Origin of the sequence: Acidovorax sp. SRB_14 (genome assembly GCF_012932145.1) — a bacterium.
Lineage (GTDB): Bacteria > Pseudomonadota > Gammaproteobacteria > Burkholderiales > Burkholderiaceae_C > Simplicispira.
This window is the reverse complement of record NZ_MWOK01000013.1, coordinates 35085-50887: the sequence shown is the minus strand read 5'-3', so window position 1 is coordinate 50887 and position 15803 is coordinate 35085. Positions and strand designations below refer to the sequence as shown.

Below are 15803 nucleotides of genomic sequence, written 5' to 3'. Positions count from 1 at the left end.
AGCGAAGCGCAGGGGTCGCAGACTTCGGGTCGCCTTTCTTTTGGTTACGTTTCTTTGGCGAAGTGTATGGACCGCAGACATAGCTGACGCATGTGCGAAGACATGGTTGACGGATTTTGCTGCACAGCTCAGTCCTCGCGCAGGTCTATTTGCCCCAGCCTGTGATGCAGGAAGTAGACGTCGTAGCGACCGTCTTGCTCGCTGAGCGCACGCACCGCCACCGGCAGGCCGCGCAGCGCACTCGAGAGCTTGTAGCGCTTGCCCTGGAACCTCATCTCTCCCAATGCCTTGACGGTCACCACCGTATCGTGCGGCCCGTACTCGATGTCGGGCAGCCGCTGGGGGTAGCTTCGCTCGCTCATGCGATAGCGGCTCGCTGGCGTGGCCATGCCCAGTGCCTGGTGCGGCCTCTGATGGTTGTAGACCTCTCGCCATCGATCGAATGCCGCCTGTGCCTGCCCCAAGTCTGTGAACGATCTGCCGTTGAGCACTTCCGCCTTGAGCGAGCGGTGGAACCGCTCGTCCTTGCCATTGGTCTGCGGGTGGTAGGGCCGGCTGAAACTCACCCGGATACCCAGCCGTATCAGCCACAAGGCCAGCTCGCTGACCTGCCCAGGCTGGGAGGGTGAGCCCCAGGGGGCGCCGTTGTCGGCGTTGATGCGCACCGGCAGGCCATAGGTGCGGAACACCTCGGTGAGTTGCACCCGCACGGTGACACTCTCCTGCCTTGCGCAGGCACGCAGGGCCATGTTGAACCGCGAATGGTCGTCCAGCAGGGTCAGAGGATGGCAGCGCCCTGCGGGCGTGTCCACATAGCCCTTGAAGTCGATCTGCCACAGGGCATTGGGGTGTTCGTGCTCGAAGCGCTGCCAGGGCTGTGCGGCCGTGGATGCCTCTGCGCCGATCAGGTCATGGCGGTGCAGGATGCAAGTGACGGTGCTGGGAGCCACACAGCCCTGCCCCAGATCCTGCAGGCGCCTGGCGATCTTGCGGCCACCCCAGGCGGGGTGCTCGCAGCGCAGGGCCAGCACGGCCTGCTGCAGTGCCTGGGCGGTGGCTGCAGGACTGTGGTGGGGACGTCGCGACGTGTCGGCCAGGCCGGCAACTCCTTGCAGCGCAAAGCGGGCCAACCACTTGTAGCCCGTCTGCGGGCTGATGCCAAAGCGGCGGCACAGCTCGCGCCGGTTGGCGCCCTCGTGGTTGGCAAGGGCAATGAATTCTTCGCGCAGGCTCATGGTGTCTCGGGTGCTCCAGGGCATGGTTGTTCTCCCCGCGGGCAGGGCGCCCGCAGGTGTCCACCATGTCCTCGCACACCTGTCCACCATGTCTGCGGTCCATACAGCGAAGCAAAGAAAAGTACCTCGCCCGCCGGGGCGAGACCCGGCCTCCACCCTCAGCAAAACGCACACCGCTAATCCACAAATCACCAACCAAAATAAGCGCCAAATCAGCCTCTAGTCCTTATCCACAAAGCGCAAGCAGCTATCAAAAAAAGCAAAGAACATGAAAAACCGCCCCGAAGGGCGGCGGCATGCACCGGGCCAGCGCGCGCCTCAGGGCTTCACGTAGTCCGAGACCACCTTCCAGCGCCCATCCTGGATCTGCGAGAGGCGGCTGAGGTTGTTGCCCAGGCGCTTTTGCGGGCCGAAGGTACCCTCGGCGCTGCCGAAGATGTCGGGCGGGATGACCATGGTGTCCATGGCCTTGATGAAGCTGTCGGTGTTCAGATTGGGGCCGGCCTTTTGCGCCGCGCGGATGAAGGCATCGATCAGCGTGTAGCCATAGACCGAGAACACCGTCGGGTCTTCATTGAATTTGGTCTGGTATTTGTTCGCCCAGAAACGGATCGGCTGAGAGGCCTCGTCCAGGTAGGGGTTCTGCACCGTCATGGTGGCGTAGAGGCCGTCCATGGGCTTGCCGCCGAGCTTGTGGATCAGGTCGGTGTAGGCCGCGCTCGAACCCAGGAAAGTGGGGTTGAAGCCGGTCTTGCGCGCCTCGCCGATGGTGCCGATGGTCTCGCGGATGATGGTGCCCAGGATCACGAAGTCGCAGCCGGCGGCCTTCATCTTGGCGACCTGCGACGAGAAGTCGGTGGCGCCGCGCTTGAACGAGGTCTTCTCGGCGTACTCCATGCCGAGCGTCTTGAGCGCCGCCTCGCCGCCGCGCAGCACCTCCAGGCCGAATTCGTCGTCCTGGTAGATGGTGCAGACCTTCTTGGCGTTCTTTTCCTTGATGAGGTGCGGCGCCGACAGGCGGATCTGGTCGTAGTAGGTGGCGGCAAACGAGTACTTGAGGCGGTTGAACGGCTCGTACATCTCGCGCGCGGCCGTGACCGGGAAGAAGTTGATGACGTTCTTGGAGAACTGCACCGGCATGGCGGCCATGTTCTGCGCCGTGCCCAGGTGGCCCACCATCATGAAGATCTTGTCCTGGTTGACCAACTTTTGCGCGGCCAGCACGGCGCGTTTGGGGTCGTAGCCCGAGTCTTCCACCAACAGCTTGATCTTGCGGCCGTTCACGCCGCCCTGTTCGTTGGCCTCGTCCACGCGCAGCGTCATGCCCAGACGGATCTGCTTGCCAAAACCCGCCAGCGGCCCCGACAGGTCCTGGATCGAGCCGAGCGTGATCGTGTCCTTGGTCACGCCCTGCGAGGTCTGGGCCTGGGCCGGGGCAGCGGTGGCCGCTGCGGCGGCGGCCAGCGCCAGGGCGGCAATGTGGTGGCGTTTCATGGCAATATCTCCTGCGGTTGAAGAATCGTTACAAGGCGCTGGCGCTCCCCGGCCCTGCGCGTTTTTGCGGAGGGGCGGCGCCGTCAGCGGTACATCGCATCCACCTGCTCGGCGTACTTTTGCTGCACCAGCCGGCGTTTGAGCTTCATGGTCGGCGTCAGCTCCTCGTCCTCGGCCGAGAGCTGGGTGTCGAGCAAGAAGAATTTCTTGATCTGCTCGACCCGCGCGAACTGGGCATTGACGCGGTCGATCTCGGCCTGGATCAGCGCCTGCACCTCGGGCGTGCGCGTGAGGCTGGCGTAGTTGGAAAACGGCACGTCGTGGTCCTGCGCGTACTTCTCGACGTTCTCGTGGTCGACCATGACGATGGCCGTGAGGTAGGGGCGCGCGTCGCCAATGACCACCGCGTCGGTGATGTAGGGGCTGAACTTGAGCGCGTTTTCGAGCTCGCTCGGCGTGATGTTCTTGCCGCCGGCCGTGATGATGATGTCCTTCATGCGGTCGACGATGCGGAAAAAGCCATCGGCGTCCTGCGTGCCCACGTCGCCCGTGTGCAGCCAGCCTTCCGGGTCGATGGTTTCGGCGGTTTTCTCGGGCAGGTTCAGGTAGCCCTTGAATACGTTCGGGCCGCGCACCAGGATCTCGCCCGTCTGCGGGTCCAGGCGCACCTCGTTGAAGCTGGCCGCCGGACCGATCGAGCCGGGCTTGATGCGGCTGACCGGCACGCCGGTGGCGGCGCCGCAGGTCTCGGTCATGCCCCAGACTTCGAGCATGGGCACGCCCAGCGCCAGGTACCACTGGACCAGCTCGGGCGAGATCGGGGCCGCGCCCGTCACCAGAAAGCGCGCGCGGTGGATGCCGATGAGCTTGCGCACGTTGTCGAGCACCAGCCGGCGCGCCAGCCAGAACTGCGCCTTCAGGCCCGCGCCCACGGCCTCGCCCGCCAGCACGTGCTCGGCAATGCGCGTGCCCACGCCCATCGCCCAGCGGTAGGCGGCCTGCTGCAGCGGGGTCGACTCCTTGAGCGCGATCATCACGCCGGAGTAGAACTTCTCCCACACGCGCGGCACGGCGGTGACGATGGTGGGCGCGATCTCGCGCACGTTCTCGGGCACGGTGTCGGGGTTCTCGACGAAGTTGAGCTTGCAGCCGGTGTAGAGCGAGAAATATTCGCCGCCCATGCGCTCGGCAATGTGGCACAGCGGCAGAAAGCACATGGCCTCGTCCTGGTCGCTGCGCGCGATCAGCGTGTTGTAGCCGCGCACGGTGTAGACCAGTCCGGCGTGCGTGTGCATCGCGCCCTTGGGCTTGCCCGTGGTGCCCGAGGTGTAGACGAGGATGGCCAGGTCGTGCGGCTGGCAGGCTTCGGAGCGGCGCATGAGCTCGCCCGGGTGCGCCTGATTCCAGTCGCGGCCCAGCGCGCGCAGCGCATCGAGCGACAGCACGCCGGGGTCGCCGAGGCTGTGCAGGCCCTTCATGTCGAACACGATGATCTTGCGCAGCAGCGGCAGCTGCGCGCGCACGGCCAGCGCCTTGTCGAGCTGCTCGTCGTTTTCGACCAGCAGCACGGTGGTGCGCGAGTCCGCGCACAGATAGTGCACCTGGCTGGCGGCGTCGGTGGGGTAGATGCCGTTGGAGACACCGCCGCAGGCCAGCACCGCCAGGTCGGCCAGCACCCATTCGATGACGGTGTTGGACTGAATGGACGCGCATTCGCCCGGCGCGAAGCCGAGCGCGCACAGGCCGCCGGCGATCTCGCGCACCGCCTCGGCCGTCTGGTCCCAGGTCCAGCTGCGCCAGATGCCGAGTTTCTTCTGCCGCATCCACACCTGCGGGCCGCGCTGCCGCACGCCGGCCCAGAACAGCGCCGGCAGGGTCTCGCCCGGCAGCACGCTCGCGTGCATCGGCTGGATGTGGGACAGGTCCCAGAGGTTAGACATGGGCCTCCTGGAGTGTGGGGGGTGGCGCGGCGCGGCGCTCGGGGTGCGGCATGGGGCTACCTCCAGTTCTTCTTTTTCTTCCAGCGCCGCTCGCCGCGCACGCCGGCGTCCTTCATGCCCAGGTAGAACTCCTTGATGTCGTCCTTCTCGCGCAGTACGTCGCAGGCGCCTTCCATCACCACGCGGCCGTTTTCGAGCACGTAGCCGTAGTCGGCGGCGTTGAGCGCCATGTTGGCGTTCTGCTCGACCAGCAGCATGGTCGTGCCGTGCTCGCGGTTGATGCGCACGACGATCTCGAAGATCTCCTTGGTGAGCTTGGGGGACAGGCCCAGGCTGGGCTCGTCGAGCAGGATCAGCCGCGGTGCGGCCATGAGCGCGCGCGAGATCGCCAGCATCTGCTGCTGCCCGCCCGAGAGCAGGCCGGCGTCCTGCGCGGCGCGCTCTTGGAGGATCGGGAAGTAGCCGTAGACGCGCTCGAGGTCGCGCGCCACGGCGTCGCGGTCGCTACGCGTGTAGGCGCCCATCAGCAGGTTCTCGCGCACCGAGAGCAGGGCAAACACCTCGCGCCCCTCGGGCACATGCACGAGGCCGCGGCGCACGATGGCGGCGGGGTCGTGCGCAGTGATGTCGGCGCCCTCGAATTCAATGTTGCCCTTGCGCGGGTCGATGATGCCGGAGATGGTTTTCAGGATGGTCGTCTTGCCCGCGCCGTTGCTGCCCAGCACGGCGGTGATCTCGCCCGGCTGCACCTGCAGGCTCACGCCGCGGATGGCCTTGATCGGGCCGTAGGCGCTCTCGACGTTCTGCAGCCGCAGCAGCGGCGACGCGGGCTGGCCTGGCACCGGCGCGGCGGCGCGGGCCAGGCGCACGGGGGGCAGCGCGGCGCGGTTCATGGCGCGCTCCGGAGGGGGGCCGTGCCGGGCGGGCGGCGCAGGCTGCTGACGTCGTCGATGCTGCCCAGGTAGGCCTCGGCCACGCGCGGGTGCGCCTGCACCTCTTGCGGCGTGCCCAGCGCCACCACCTCGCCTTGGTTCATGGCCAGCACGCGGTCGGAGACGCGCGAGACCAGGGCCATGTCGTGCTCGACCATCAGCACCGTGATGCCCAGGTCCTGGCGGATGTCCTGGATCCAGAACGCCATGTCGTCGGTCTCCTCGGTGTTCAGGCCCGACGAGGGCTCGTCGAGCAGCAGCAGCTCGGGCTCGGTGCACAGCGCGCGCGCCAGCTCGACCACCTTGCGCACGCCGTAGGGCAGGCCCGCCACCAGCGTGTCGCGGTGGTGCTGCAGATCGAGGAATTCGATCACCTCCTCGGCCTTGGTGCGCGCGCGGATTTCGGCGGCGCGCACGCGCGGCGTGAACAGCAGGTCGGACCAGAGGCCGGTTTCGCGGCGCCGGTGGCGGCCGATCAGCAGGTTGTGCAGCACGCTCGCGTGCTCGAACAGCTCGATGTTCTGGAAGGTGCGCGCAATGCCCAGGCCGGCGATGCGGTGCGGCGGCTGCTGGGTCAGCGCCACGGCGCCGCCCGCGCCGGCGTAGACCATGCTGCCGCTGGTGGGCGTGTAGAGGCGGCTGATAAGGTTGAACACCGTGGTCTTGCCGGCGCCGTTGGGGCCGATGAGCGTGAAGACCTCGCCGCGGCGCACGTCAAAGCTGACGTCGTTGACCGCCAGCACGCCGCCAAAGCGCACGCTGAGGCCTTGGGCGCTGAGCAGGATGTCGTCGGTCATGGTGGAAACGGTGCCGGCCATTTCAGTTGTCCATAGCGCTGCGCGCCGCCCACAGCCCATGAAACTGGAGCGGCCCCAGCCAGTGCCCCCGCGCAAGGGCCGCCCCGCCGCGCTGGGGGCGTCCCCCTCCCGCATCGCGCAGCGAGGCGAGAGAGGGGGAAGGCGCGAAGCGACTCAGGGGGGGCTTCATCTCAGTCTGTCCGATTTCTGGAACGACTTCTGGCGCTTGAACAGGCCCTGGCGGTAGAACGGGAACACCTGCAGCCAGGTGCGCACCTTGAGCCAGCGGCCATACAGCCCCATGGGCTCGAACAGCACAAAGGCCACGAGCACGGCGCCATAGACCACGCCCTGCAGGCCCGGCGCCTGACCCACGGCGGCGGGCAGCCAGTCCTTGCCGAGCGCAATCGCCTGCGGCATGGCGATCAGGAAAAGCGCGCCCAAAAAAGCCCCATGCACGGAGCCAAGCCCGCCGATCACGATCATCAGCAGCAGGTCGATGGACTGCAGGATGCTGAACTGGTCGGGCGAGATGAACTGCAGCTTGTGCGCATACAGCGCCCCGCCCAGGCCGGCCAGCGCGGCAGACAGGGCAAACGACAGCGTCTTGTAGCGTGCGAGGTGGATGCCCATGCTCTGCGCCGAGATCTCGGAGTCGCGGATCGCGACAAAAGCCCGCCCGGTGGGCGAGCGCAGCAGGTTCAGGATGCCGAGCGTGCAGGCGATGGCCAGCACCAGGCACAGCAGGTAGAACGAGGCGGTCGATTCGAGCGTCCAGCCCAGCAGCGCGGGCGGCGCCACGTGTATGCCGGCGTTGCCGCCGGTCACGCTCTCCCAGCGGGCAAAGCCTTCCTCGACGATGAAGCCGAACGCCAGCGTCGCCATGCCCAGGTAGATGCCCTTGACGCGCAGCGCCGGCAGCCCCACCACCACGCCCACGGCCGCCGACAGCCCCGCCGCGCAGGCCAGCGTCAGCACAAACGGCCAGCCCATGCCGGTCAGCACCGCCTGCGTGTACGCCCCGACGCCCAGAAAGGCCGCGTGCCCGAGCGAGAACTGCCCGGTGAACCCCGCCAGCAGCATCAGCCCGAGCCCGACGATGGCGTAGATGAGCACGAAGCTCAGCTGCGCAAGCCAGTACTCAGGCATCCAGAGCGGCGCGCTGGCGAGCAGCACGAGCAGCAGCCCATACCAGAAGGTGTAGCCGCTGTGCTTGGCCAGGCGCAGGTCCTGCGCATAGGTGGTCTTGAAGAGGAAGCGCATGTCAGCGGCCGTGCCCGGTGGGGAAGGGTGTCATGTCGTCAGACTTTCTTGCGCAGCGCGCCGCCGAACAGGCCGTTGGGCCGCACCATCAGCATGAGCAGCACGACGAGGTAGGCGGCGATGTCCTTGAAGCCATCGGGCAGGTAGAAGCCCGACAGCGATTCGACGGTGCCGATCACCAGGCCGCCGACGATGGCGCCCGGCAGGCTCGCGAAGCCGCCCACCACGGCGGCCGGAAAGGCCTTGAGCCCGATGAGCCCCATGTTGGCGTGCACGAAGGTGATGGGTGCCAGCAGCAGCCCCGCCACCGCCGCGACGGCCGCCGCCAGCGCCCAGACCAGGCCGTTCAGGCGCTGCACCGGAATGCCCATGTAGTAGGCCGCGAGCTGGTTTTGCGCCGCCGCCTGCATGGCCATGCCCAGCCGGCTGTAGCGGAACAGCGCAAACAGCAGCGCGCAGAGCACGGCCGTGGCGCCGATCACCACCAGCTGCTCGGCGCTCAGCACCAGCCCGGCCAGATTGAACGACTGGTCTTTGTAGGGCACGGGCAGCGCGTGCGTCTCGGTGCCGATGCCGGGGATCATGGTGACCAGGCCGCGCAGCACGTAGCCAATGCCAATCGTCAGCATGACAATGGAAAACGCCGGCTGGCCCAGGATGGGGCGCACGATGAAGCGCTCCAGCGCCGCACCAAACACCCCCATGGCGGCAATGCTGGCCAGCACCGCCACCCAGAACGGAAAGCCCATCAGCGTCATCAGTGCCAGGCCGCAGAAGGCGCCCAGCATCATGAGTTCGCCCTGCGCAAAGCTCACGGTTTCGGTGGCCTTGTAGATCAGCACGAAGCCCAATGCAATCAGTCCGTAGATGCATCCCTGGGAAATGCCGCTGACCAACAATTGCACGAGTTGCACGCAGAACTCCTAGAATTTACGAAGCGTCTGCTTCGCACAATTAATGATGGTGGCATGCCACGCCCGCCGCACTTGGTGCTAACCCTGGCCGCCGCAGGCGGGCTGTGACGGCCCCGGAAATTGAACCAAAACACGCGCTTTCGCTTGCGGGGTATGCGCAAGCAGCTATTTATTCAGGAGCAACCGGTTGCGCCGCAGACCGGCTTCGCCTCCGCCATGCAGGAACACCTCGATGCCCTTCACCCCCACTGCACCCCCCGCGTTCGAGGACGAATTCGTGGCGGGCCTGAAAAGCGTCTTTGAGGAAAAGATCCCGTTCAACCAGTTGATCGGCCTCCAGATCGGGGAGCTGTGCGCCCAGTACGTCACGGCGCGCATCGACATGCGGCCAGAGCTGGTGGGCCACTTCGTTCACCAGCGACTGCATGGCGGCGTGATCAGCGCTGGGCTCGACGCCATGGGCGGCCTGGCGGTGATGGCCGCCATCGGCGCGCGGCACATGGACGAGGCGCCCGCGCAGCGCCTGCAGCGCTTTGGCAAGCTGGGCACCATCGACCTGCGCGTCGACTATTTGCGCCCCGGCATCGGCAGCCATTTCGGGCTGCGCGCCGAGGTGCTGCGCCTGGGCTCGCGCGTGGCCAGCACGCGCATGGAGTTCATGGGGCCGGACGGCGTGCTCATGTCCACGGCGGCAGCGGCGTATATCGTCTCCTGAGCGCCGGCATTCTGTGCGCTTCTGCAAATCGTGCAAGCGCATGCAACCAACGAGCTATTTGGTTACCAATCTTTCCTAATACCGGTAAATTTTCTGCGGGGGTCTTCCTACCATCGTCCTTTTTCAAGGAGATCCGATGGCTGTGCAGAACCCCTTTTTTGGCAAGCGTGAACCCGAGCCCTTCCAGCCCCGCCACAGCACGGTCATGCCCAGCGGTCTGAGCAGTGCGGCGCCCAGCGCCGCTGCTGCAGCGGTGCCCGCCAGCGCCAAGGCGCCGGCCGAGAGCGGGGGCAGCAAGCTCACCGTGGGCCCCAACATCAAGCTCAAGGGTGTCGAGATCACCGATTGCGACACCCTGGTGGTCGAGGGCATGGTCGAGGCCACGATGGATTCGCGCGTCATCCAGATCGCCGAGCAGGGGGCCTTCCGCGGCTCCGCCGAGATCGACATCGCCGAGATTCATGGCGAATTCAACGGCACGCTCACCGTGCGCCAGAAGCTGGTGATCTTCAGCACCGGCCGGGTCAGCGGCAAGATCCGCTACGGCAAGCTGGTGGTCGAAGAGGGCGGCCAGCTCTCGGGCGAGATCGAGGTCGGTGTTGTGGGCAGCGGCAGCGCGAACGCCCGCCCCGCCAGCCCGCGTCCCGCCGATGTGGCGGCCGCCGTGGCCGCCTGAAGACGCTGCGAGGCGGCCACCGTCCTCTGCGCATCGGTTGCACGACGGACGGGATGCAGCCTTCCAGGCCGCACCCGCCACCGAGGCCCCAAGCATGGGGCCTTTTTTGATTTATAAAAAGCAATCGATTGCTTCAATGAATCGGCTCTGCTATCTTTTCGGCCATGCCGAAAAAAAGCCGAACTCTCCCATTGCCCCCGGCGGGTGCCGCCCCTGTTGCCGCGGCCGATGCCTCGCCCGTGCCCCGGACCCGGCCGGCCCGCGCGCCCCGCGCCGGCGCCCTGGCGGCACCCGAAGCCGCGCCCGCGCGCCCGCGGGGCCGCCCGCGCAAGACCGACTCCGACCTCGATGAAGGCAACCGCCGCCGCCTGGTGATCGAAGGCGCGGCGCGGCTGTTCCGCACCCAGGGGTTCGACGCCACCAGCACGCGTGACATTGCCGCCGCCGCCGGCATGCGCAGCGGCTCGCCCTTCTACCACTTCGAAAGCAAGAATGCGCTGCTCTGCGTGGTGATGCAGGAGGGCATGGCGCAGGCCACGCACAGCCAGCAGGCGGCCCTGCAACGCCTGCCGGCCGGTGCCTCGGCACGCGAGCGCTTGCGCGCGCTGGTGCGCAACCACTTCGAGGTGCTGCTGGGCCCGAACGCCGATTTCATCCCGGTGATGCTGTACGAGTGGCGCTCGCTCAACGACGGGCAGCGCCAGACCATCGCCCTGGTCAAGGACGCCTACGAGGACGAATGGATGCCGGTGCTGCAGGCGCTGCACGCCGAAGGCAGCCTCAAGGCGCAGCCGGCCACGGCGCGGCTGTTCATTTTTGGCGCGCTGAACTGGTCGGTGCAGTGGTTCAATGCGCGCGGTGCGCTGTCGATCAACGGCCTGACCGAGCAGGCCCTGGCGCTGTTCATCGGAGACGCATGATGGGCCACGGGGGTGTGGTGACGCGCTGCCCCCAGATGCGCAGGGCAACAAGGGGGAGCCATGACGCCTTTTGAGTCCCGCTGGAATCCCGAGGCACCGGTCGCGCAGCAGCGCCGGGCGGCCATGCTCGAGCGCTTGGACGCGCTGCGCGCGCTCGAGCGCCGCGCCGCCGACGCTTCGGCCCGGTCGCTGCCGGTGTTCGAGCGGCGCGGCCAGCTGCTGCCGCGCCAGCGCGTGGCCCTGCTGCTCGACGCGGGTGCGCCGTGGCTGCCGTTGGCGCCGCTGGCGGGCTACCTGCACGACGTGCCGGACCCCGAGACATCCGTGCCCGGCGGCGGCGTGGTCGCGGGCATTGGCTGGGTGTCGGGCGTGCGCTGCATGGTCGTGGCGAGCGACTCGGGCATCAAGGCCGGCGCGATCCAGCTGCTCGGGCTGGAGAAGATCCTGCGGCTGCAGGACATCGCGCTCGAGAACAAGCTGCCCTTCGTCCACCTGGTCGAGAGTGCCGGCGCCAACCTCATGCGCTACCGCGTCGAAGGCTTCGTGCACGGCGGCGCCCTGTTCCGCAACCTCGCGCGCCTGTCGGCGGCGGGCATTCCGGTCGTCACCGTCCAGCACGGCTCGGGCACGGCGGGCGGCGCCTACATGCCGGGCCTGTCGGACGTGGTGATCCTGGTGGCGGGCCGCTCGCGCGCCTTCCTGGCCGGCCCGCCGCTGCTCCAGGCCGCGACGGGCGAGATCGCCACCGAAGAAGAGCTGGGCGGCGCGCTGATGCACGCCACCATTTCGGGCCTGGGCGAATACCTGGCGCAGGACGACCGCGAGGCCATCGGCATGGCGCGTGGCGTGGTCGCGCGCCTGGGCTGGCGGCCCGCGCTACCTGCCGCGGAGAACGTTGCCGCGCCGACGCTCGCCGGCGACGACCTGCTGGGCCTGGTGTCCGACGACCTGCGCCAGCCCGTGGACATGCGCGAGGTGATGGCGCGTCTGGTCGATGGCTCGCAGCTGCTCGAATTCAAGGCCCTGTACGGCGCGGCCACCGTCTGCGCGCAGGGGGCCATCGGCGACCACGCGGTCGGCATGATCAGCAACAACGGCGCCATCGACGTGGCCGGCGCCAACAAGGCCACGCACTTCATCCAGTGGATGTGCCAGCGCGGCCAGCCGCTCGTCTACCTGCAGAACACCACGGGATACATGGTCGGCAAGGACAGCGAGCAGGGCGGCATGATCAAGCATGGCAGCAAGATGATCCAGGCCGTGACCTGCGCCACCGTGCCGCAGATCACGATCCAGTGCGGCGCGAGCTTCGGCGCCGGCAACTACGGCATGTGCGGGCGCGGCTATGCGCCGCGCTTCCTGTTCAGCTGGCCGAGCGCGCGCACTGCGGTCATGGGCGCCGAGCAGGCCGCGCGCACCATGCAGACCGTGGCCGAGGCGGCGCTGGCGCGCAAAGGCCTGGCGCCCGACCCTGAAAAATCCCGGGCGCAGTACGAGCGCATCGTGCAGATGTTCGAGGCCCAGGCAGACGTGGCCACCACCAGCGGCCTGCTGCTCGATGACGGCGTGATCGACCCGCGGGACACCCGCGACGTGCTGCGCCAGTGCCTGGACATGTGCGCCGACGCGGCCGCGCGCACGCTGCGGCCCGCGCAGTTCGGCGTGGCGCGCATGTAGCCGCTTCTCGCTTCTTCCACCCACGGAGGCCCACCATGCAGCTCACGCACGAACACCGCGAGATCCAGAACACCCTGCAGCGCTTCATCGCGCAGGAGATCAATCCCCATGTCGACGCATGGGAAGCGGCGGAGATCTTCCCGGCGCACGCGGTCTTCAAGCAGCTCGGCGACCTGGGGTTGCTGGGCCTGTGCAAGCCCGAGGAATATGGCGGCGCGGGGCTCGACTATTCGTACGGTCTGGCCATGGCCGAGGCGCTGGGCCACATCCACTGCGGCGGCGTGCCGATGGCGATCGGCGTCCAGACCGACATGTGCACGCCGGCGCTGGCGCGCTTTGGCAGCGACGAGCTGCGCCGCGAGTTCCTGGCGCCGGCGATCGCGGGCGATGCGGTGGGCTGCATCGGCGTCTCCGAGCCGGGCGCGGGCAGCGACGTGGCCGCGATCACCAGCCATGCGCGCAAGGACGGCGGCGACTACGTCATCAGCGGCCAGAAGATGTGGATCACCAACAGCCTGCAGGCCGACTGGATGTGCATGCTGGTCAACACCGGCGACGGCCCGGCACACAAGAACAAGAGCCTCGTGGTGGTACCCCTGCGCGACGGGCCGGGCGGCAAGCTGACCAAGGGCATTGAGATCGCACAGAAGATCCGCAAGATCGGCATGCACAGCAGCGACACCGGCCTGCTCTATTTCGATGAAGTGCGCGTGCCGCAGCGCAACCTGATCGGCCAGGAAGGCCAGGGCTTCGTCTACCAGATGCAGCAGTTCCAGGAGGAGCGCCTGTGGGCGGCAGTGAGCAGCCTGGTGGCGATGGAGCAGTGCATCCACGACACCATCGAATGGGCGCAGGGCCGCAAGATGTTCGGCGCCACGCTGGCCGACCAGCAATGGGTGCAGTTCAAGCTGGCCGAGCTGCAGACCGAGATCGAGGCGCTGCGCGCGCTGGCCTGGCATGCCTGCGAACTGTATCTGCAGGGCCAGGACGTGCTGCAGCTGGCCAGCATGGCCAAGCTCAAGGCCGGGCGCCTGAACCGCACCGTGGCCGACACCTGCCTGCAGTTCTGGGGCGGCATGGGTTTCACCTGGGAGAACCGCGTGGCGCGCCTGTTCCGCGACGGCCGCCTGGGCTCGATCGGCGGCGGCGGCGACGAGGTGATGATGGGCATCATCGCCAAGACCATGGGCATCGCCAAGCGGCGCGTCGTTTAGGGAACGGCGCATGCAAAGAATCCTCATCGCCAACCGCGGCGAGATCGCGCGCCGCGTCATCCGCACTGCGCACGCCATGGGCATAGCGACCGTGGCCGTCTACTCCGAACCCGACGCGCAGGCACTGCATGTGCGCGAGGCCACGCAGGCCTTTGCGCTCGGCGGCAGCAAGGCGGCCGAGAGCTACCTGCGCGCCGACCGCCTGCTCGAGGCCGCGCGCGCCACCGGCGCCGATGCCGTCCACCCCGGCTATGGCTTTTTGAGCGAAGACGCGGGCTTTGCCCAGGCCGTGCAGGGCGCCGGCCTGTGCTGGATCGGCCCGCCACCGGCCGCGATCCGCGCGCTCGGCAGCAAGGCCGCCGCCAAGGTGCTGGCCGCCGCGCAGGGCGTACCCTGCCTGCCCGGCTACGCAGGCGCGGACCAGAGCGAGGCGCGGTTCATCGACGATGCGGCGCGCATCGGCTACCCCGTCATGGTCAAGGCCGTGGCGGGCGGCGGCGGGCGCGGCATGCGGCTCGTCACCGAGGCGGCGCAGCTGCCGGTCGCGCTCGCCAGTGCGCGCTCCGAGGTATTGGCCGGTTTTGGCAATGGTGAGCTGCTGATCGAGCGCGCGCTGCTGCACCCGCGCCATGTCGAGGTGCAGGTGTTTGCCGATGCACACGGCCACGTGGTCCACCTGGGCGAGCGCGACTGCTCGGTGCAGCGGCGCCACCAGAAGCTCATCGAAGAGTCGCCGAGCCCGGCCGTGGATGCCGCGCTGCGCGAGCGCATGGGCCAATGTGCGGCGGCGCTGGCCCGGGGCGCCGGCTACGTCGGCGCGGGCACGGTGGAGTTCCTGCTGGAGGGAAACGATTTCTATCTGATGGAGATGAACACGCGGCTGCAGGTTGAGCACCCGGTGACCGAGGCGCTCACGGGCCTCGACCTGGTCGAGTGGCAGATCCGCGTGGCGCGCGGCGAGCCGCTGCCGCTGGCGCAGCACGAAATGCGGCTACAGGGCCACGCCATCGAGGTGCGCCTGTGCGCCGAGGACGACCACTTCGCGCCGCACACGGGCCGCGTGCAGCACTTCGCGGCGCCTGCCGCCAGTGCCTTTGCCGTGGCACCACTGCGCAGCGGCGGCCGGACCACGCTGCGCTTCGACCATGCCATCGAGCCCGGCCTCGAAGTCACGCCGCACTACGACGCGCTGCTGGGCAAGCTGATCGTGCACGCGGCCACGCGCGAAGCCGCCACCGAGGCGCTGGTGCAGGCGCTGGGGCAGCTGGAGCTGCTCGGCCTGCCCACCAACCGCGCGTTTCTGGCCGAGTGCCTGCAGCACCCGCAGTTCCGAGCCGGCCGGGCGCCGATTTCCTTTTTGGACAGCGAGGCCGGTGCGCTGCGCGATGTGCTATTGAAAAAAGAGCTGCTGGCGCACAGCCAGTATGGTCTGGCGGCGGTTTTGGCACCACACACTGCCGACCAGGGCCTGCCCTGTCCGTTTCCGCGCCCGGTGCGTCTGCGCCACCGCGCCACCACCACGGCGCTGGCGGTGCAGGCGCTGGGCGCGGGCCGCTGGCAGGTCCAGCCCGCGGGCAGCGGCACGCCAGCCGCGGCGCCGCTGCAGTTCACCGGGCTGACCGACGGCGCCGTGCAGTGCCAGCAGGGCGGCGTCGTGCAGCGCGTGCGCGTGGTCCCCATGGGCGGCGAGCGTTGGCACTTGCAGGCCGGCGCGGTGGACTGGTGGCTCGAAGACGCGTCGCTGCAACCCGCCGCGCGCGCCGGTGCCGCAGCGGGCGCCACCGAGCTGCGCGCGCCGTTCAATGGCCGCGTGGTGCAGGTGGCGGCCGTGGCCGGCCAGGCGCTCGCGGCGGGCGAGGCGGCCGTGGTGCTCGAGTCGATGAAGCTCGAGCACCGCCTGGCCGGCACGGCGGCCGCGACGGTGGCCGAGGTGCTGGTCCGCGCCGGCCAGCAGGTCGCGCCCGGCCAGCTGCTGGTGCGGTTTGCGGTGGCCCTGACGGCGCAGGCCCCCGCATGACGCCGCACC

General features: G+C 68.3%; 13 protein-coding genes. 6 read left to right on the top strand and 7 right to left on the bottom strand.

Going from position 1 to position 15803, the window contains the following annotated elements:
• Positions 1-128 precede the first annotated feature (128 nt).
• The 7 genes from B2J86_RS11680 to B2J86_RS11650 form a co-directional block, all read right to left on the bottom strand.
• Positions 129-1259: an IS481 family transposase gene (locus B2J86_RS11680; RefSeq protein WP_169170802.1), complete on the bottom strand. Its 1131-nt coding sequence runs from the start codon at positions 1257-1259 to the stop codon at positions 129-131.
• Between the two features lie 294 nt (positions 1260-1553).
• Entirely contained in the window at positions 1554-2729 is a 1176-nt protein-coding gene (locus B2J86_RS11675) for an ABC transporter substrate-binding protein (RefSeq protein WP_169636041.1), read from the bottom strand.
• Positions 2730-2812: 83 nt separating this feature from the next.
• Entirely contained in the window at positions 2813-4669 is a 1857-nt protein-coding gene (locus tag B2J86_RS11670; RefSeq protein ID WP_173025652.1) for a long-chain fatty acid--CoA ligase, read from the bottom strand.
• A 56-nt stretch (positions 4670-4725) separates the two neighbouring features.
• Positions 4726-5562 carry an ABC transporter ATP-binding protein gene (locus B2J86_RS11665; RefSeq protein WP_254068074.1) on the bottom strand — a complete coding sequence of 279 codons (837 nt, stop codon included), beginning with the start codon at positions 5560-5562 and terminating at the stop codon, positions 4726-4728.
• The gene (locus tag B2J86_RS11660) at positions 5559-6398 is read right to left on the bottom strand and encodes an ABC transporter ATP-binding protein (protein ID WP_169168160.1); all 840 of its coding nucleotides are present in this window, start codon (positions 6396-6398) and stop codon (positions 5559-5561) included. The genes B2J86_RS11665 and B2J86_RS11660 overlap by 4 nt, the downstream gene beginning before the upstream one ends.
• Before the next feature lie 186 nt (positions 6399-6584).
• Positions 6585-7661 carry a branched-chain amino acid ABC transporter permease gene (locus tag B2J86_RS11655; RefSeq protein WP_173025651.1) on the bottom strand — a complete coding sequence of 359 codons (1077 nt, stop codon included), beginning with the start codon at positions 7659-7661 and terminating at the stop codon, positions 6585-6587.
• Between the two features lie 38 nt (positions 7662-7699).
• Positions 7700-8575 carry a branched-chain amino acid ABC transporter permease gene (locus B2J86_RS11650; protein ID WP_173025650.1) on the bottom strand — a complete coding sequence of 292 codons (876 nt, stop codon included), beginning with the start codon at positions 8573-8575 and terminating at the stop codon, positions 7700-7702.
• A gap of 232 nt (positions 8576-8807) precedes the next feature.
• Here B2J86_RS11650 and B2J86_RS11645 point away from each other — a divergent pair, with 232 nt between their 5' ends.
• From B2J86_RS11645 to B2J86_RS11620, 6 genes are all read left to right on the top strand, one after another.
• A complete protein-coding gene (locus tag B2J86_RS11645) occupies positions 8808-9290 on the top strand; it encodes a thioesterase family protein (RefSeq protein ID WP_169168147.1) in 483 nt (160 codons plus the stop codon).
• A 136-nt stretch (positions 9291-9426) separates the two neighbouring features.
• A complete protein-coding gene (locus B2J86_RS11640; protein ID WP_169168146.1) occupies positions 9427-9966 on the top strand; it encodes a polymer-forming cytoskeletal protein in 540 nt (179 codons plus the stop codon).
• A 239-nt stretch (positions 9967-10205) separates the two neighbouring features.
• Complete coding sequence (locus tag B2J86_RS11635; protein WP_371736455.1) at positions 10206-10886, top strand: TetR family transcriptional regulator; 681 nt, start codon at positions 10206-10208, stop codon at positions 10884-10886.
• A gap of 60 nt (positions 10887-10946) precedes the next feature.
• Entirely contained in the window at positions 10947-12563 is a 1617-nt protein-coding gene (locus B2J86_RS11630; protein WP_173025648.1) for an acyl-CoA carboxylase subunit beta, read from the top strand.
• A gap of 35 nt (positions 12564-12598) precedes the next feature.
• Positions 12599-13777 (top strand): acyl-CoA dehydrogenase family protein, encoded by a 1179-nt coding sequence (locus B2J86_RS11625; RefSeq protein ID WP_173025647.1) that lies wholly within the window; start codon positions 12599-12601, stop codon positions 13775-13777.
• Positions 13778-13787: 10 nt separating this feature from the next.
• Positions 13788-15794, top strand: coding sequence for a biotin carboxylase N-terminal domain-containing protein (locus B2J86_RS11620; RefSeq protein ID WP_173025646.1), 2007 nt, complete (start codon positions 13788-13790; stop codon positions 15792-15794).
• Positions 15795-15803 lie beyond the last annotated feature (9 nt).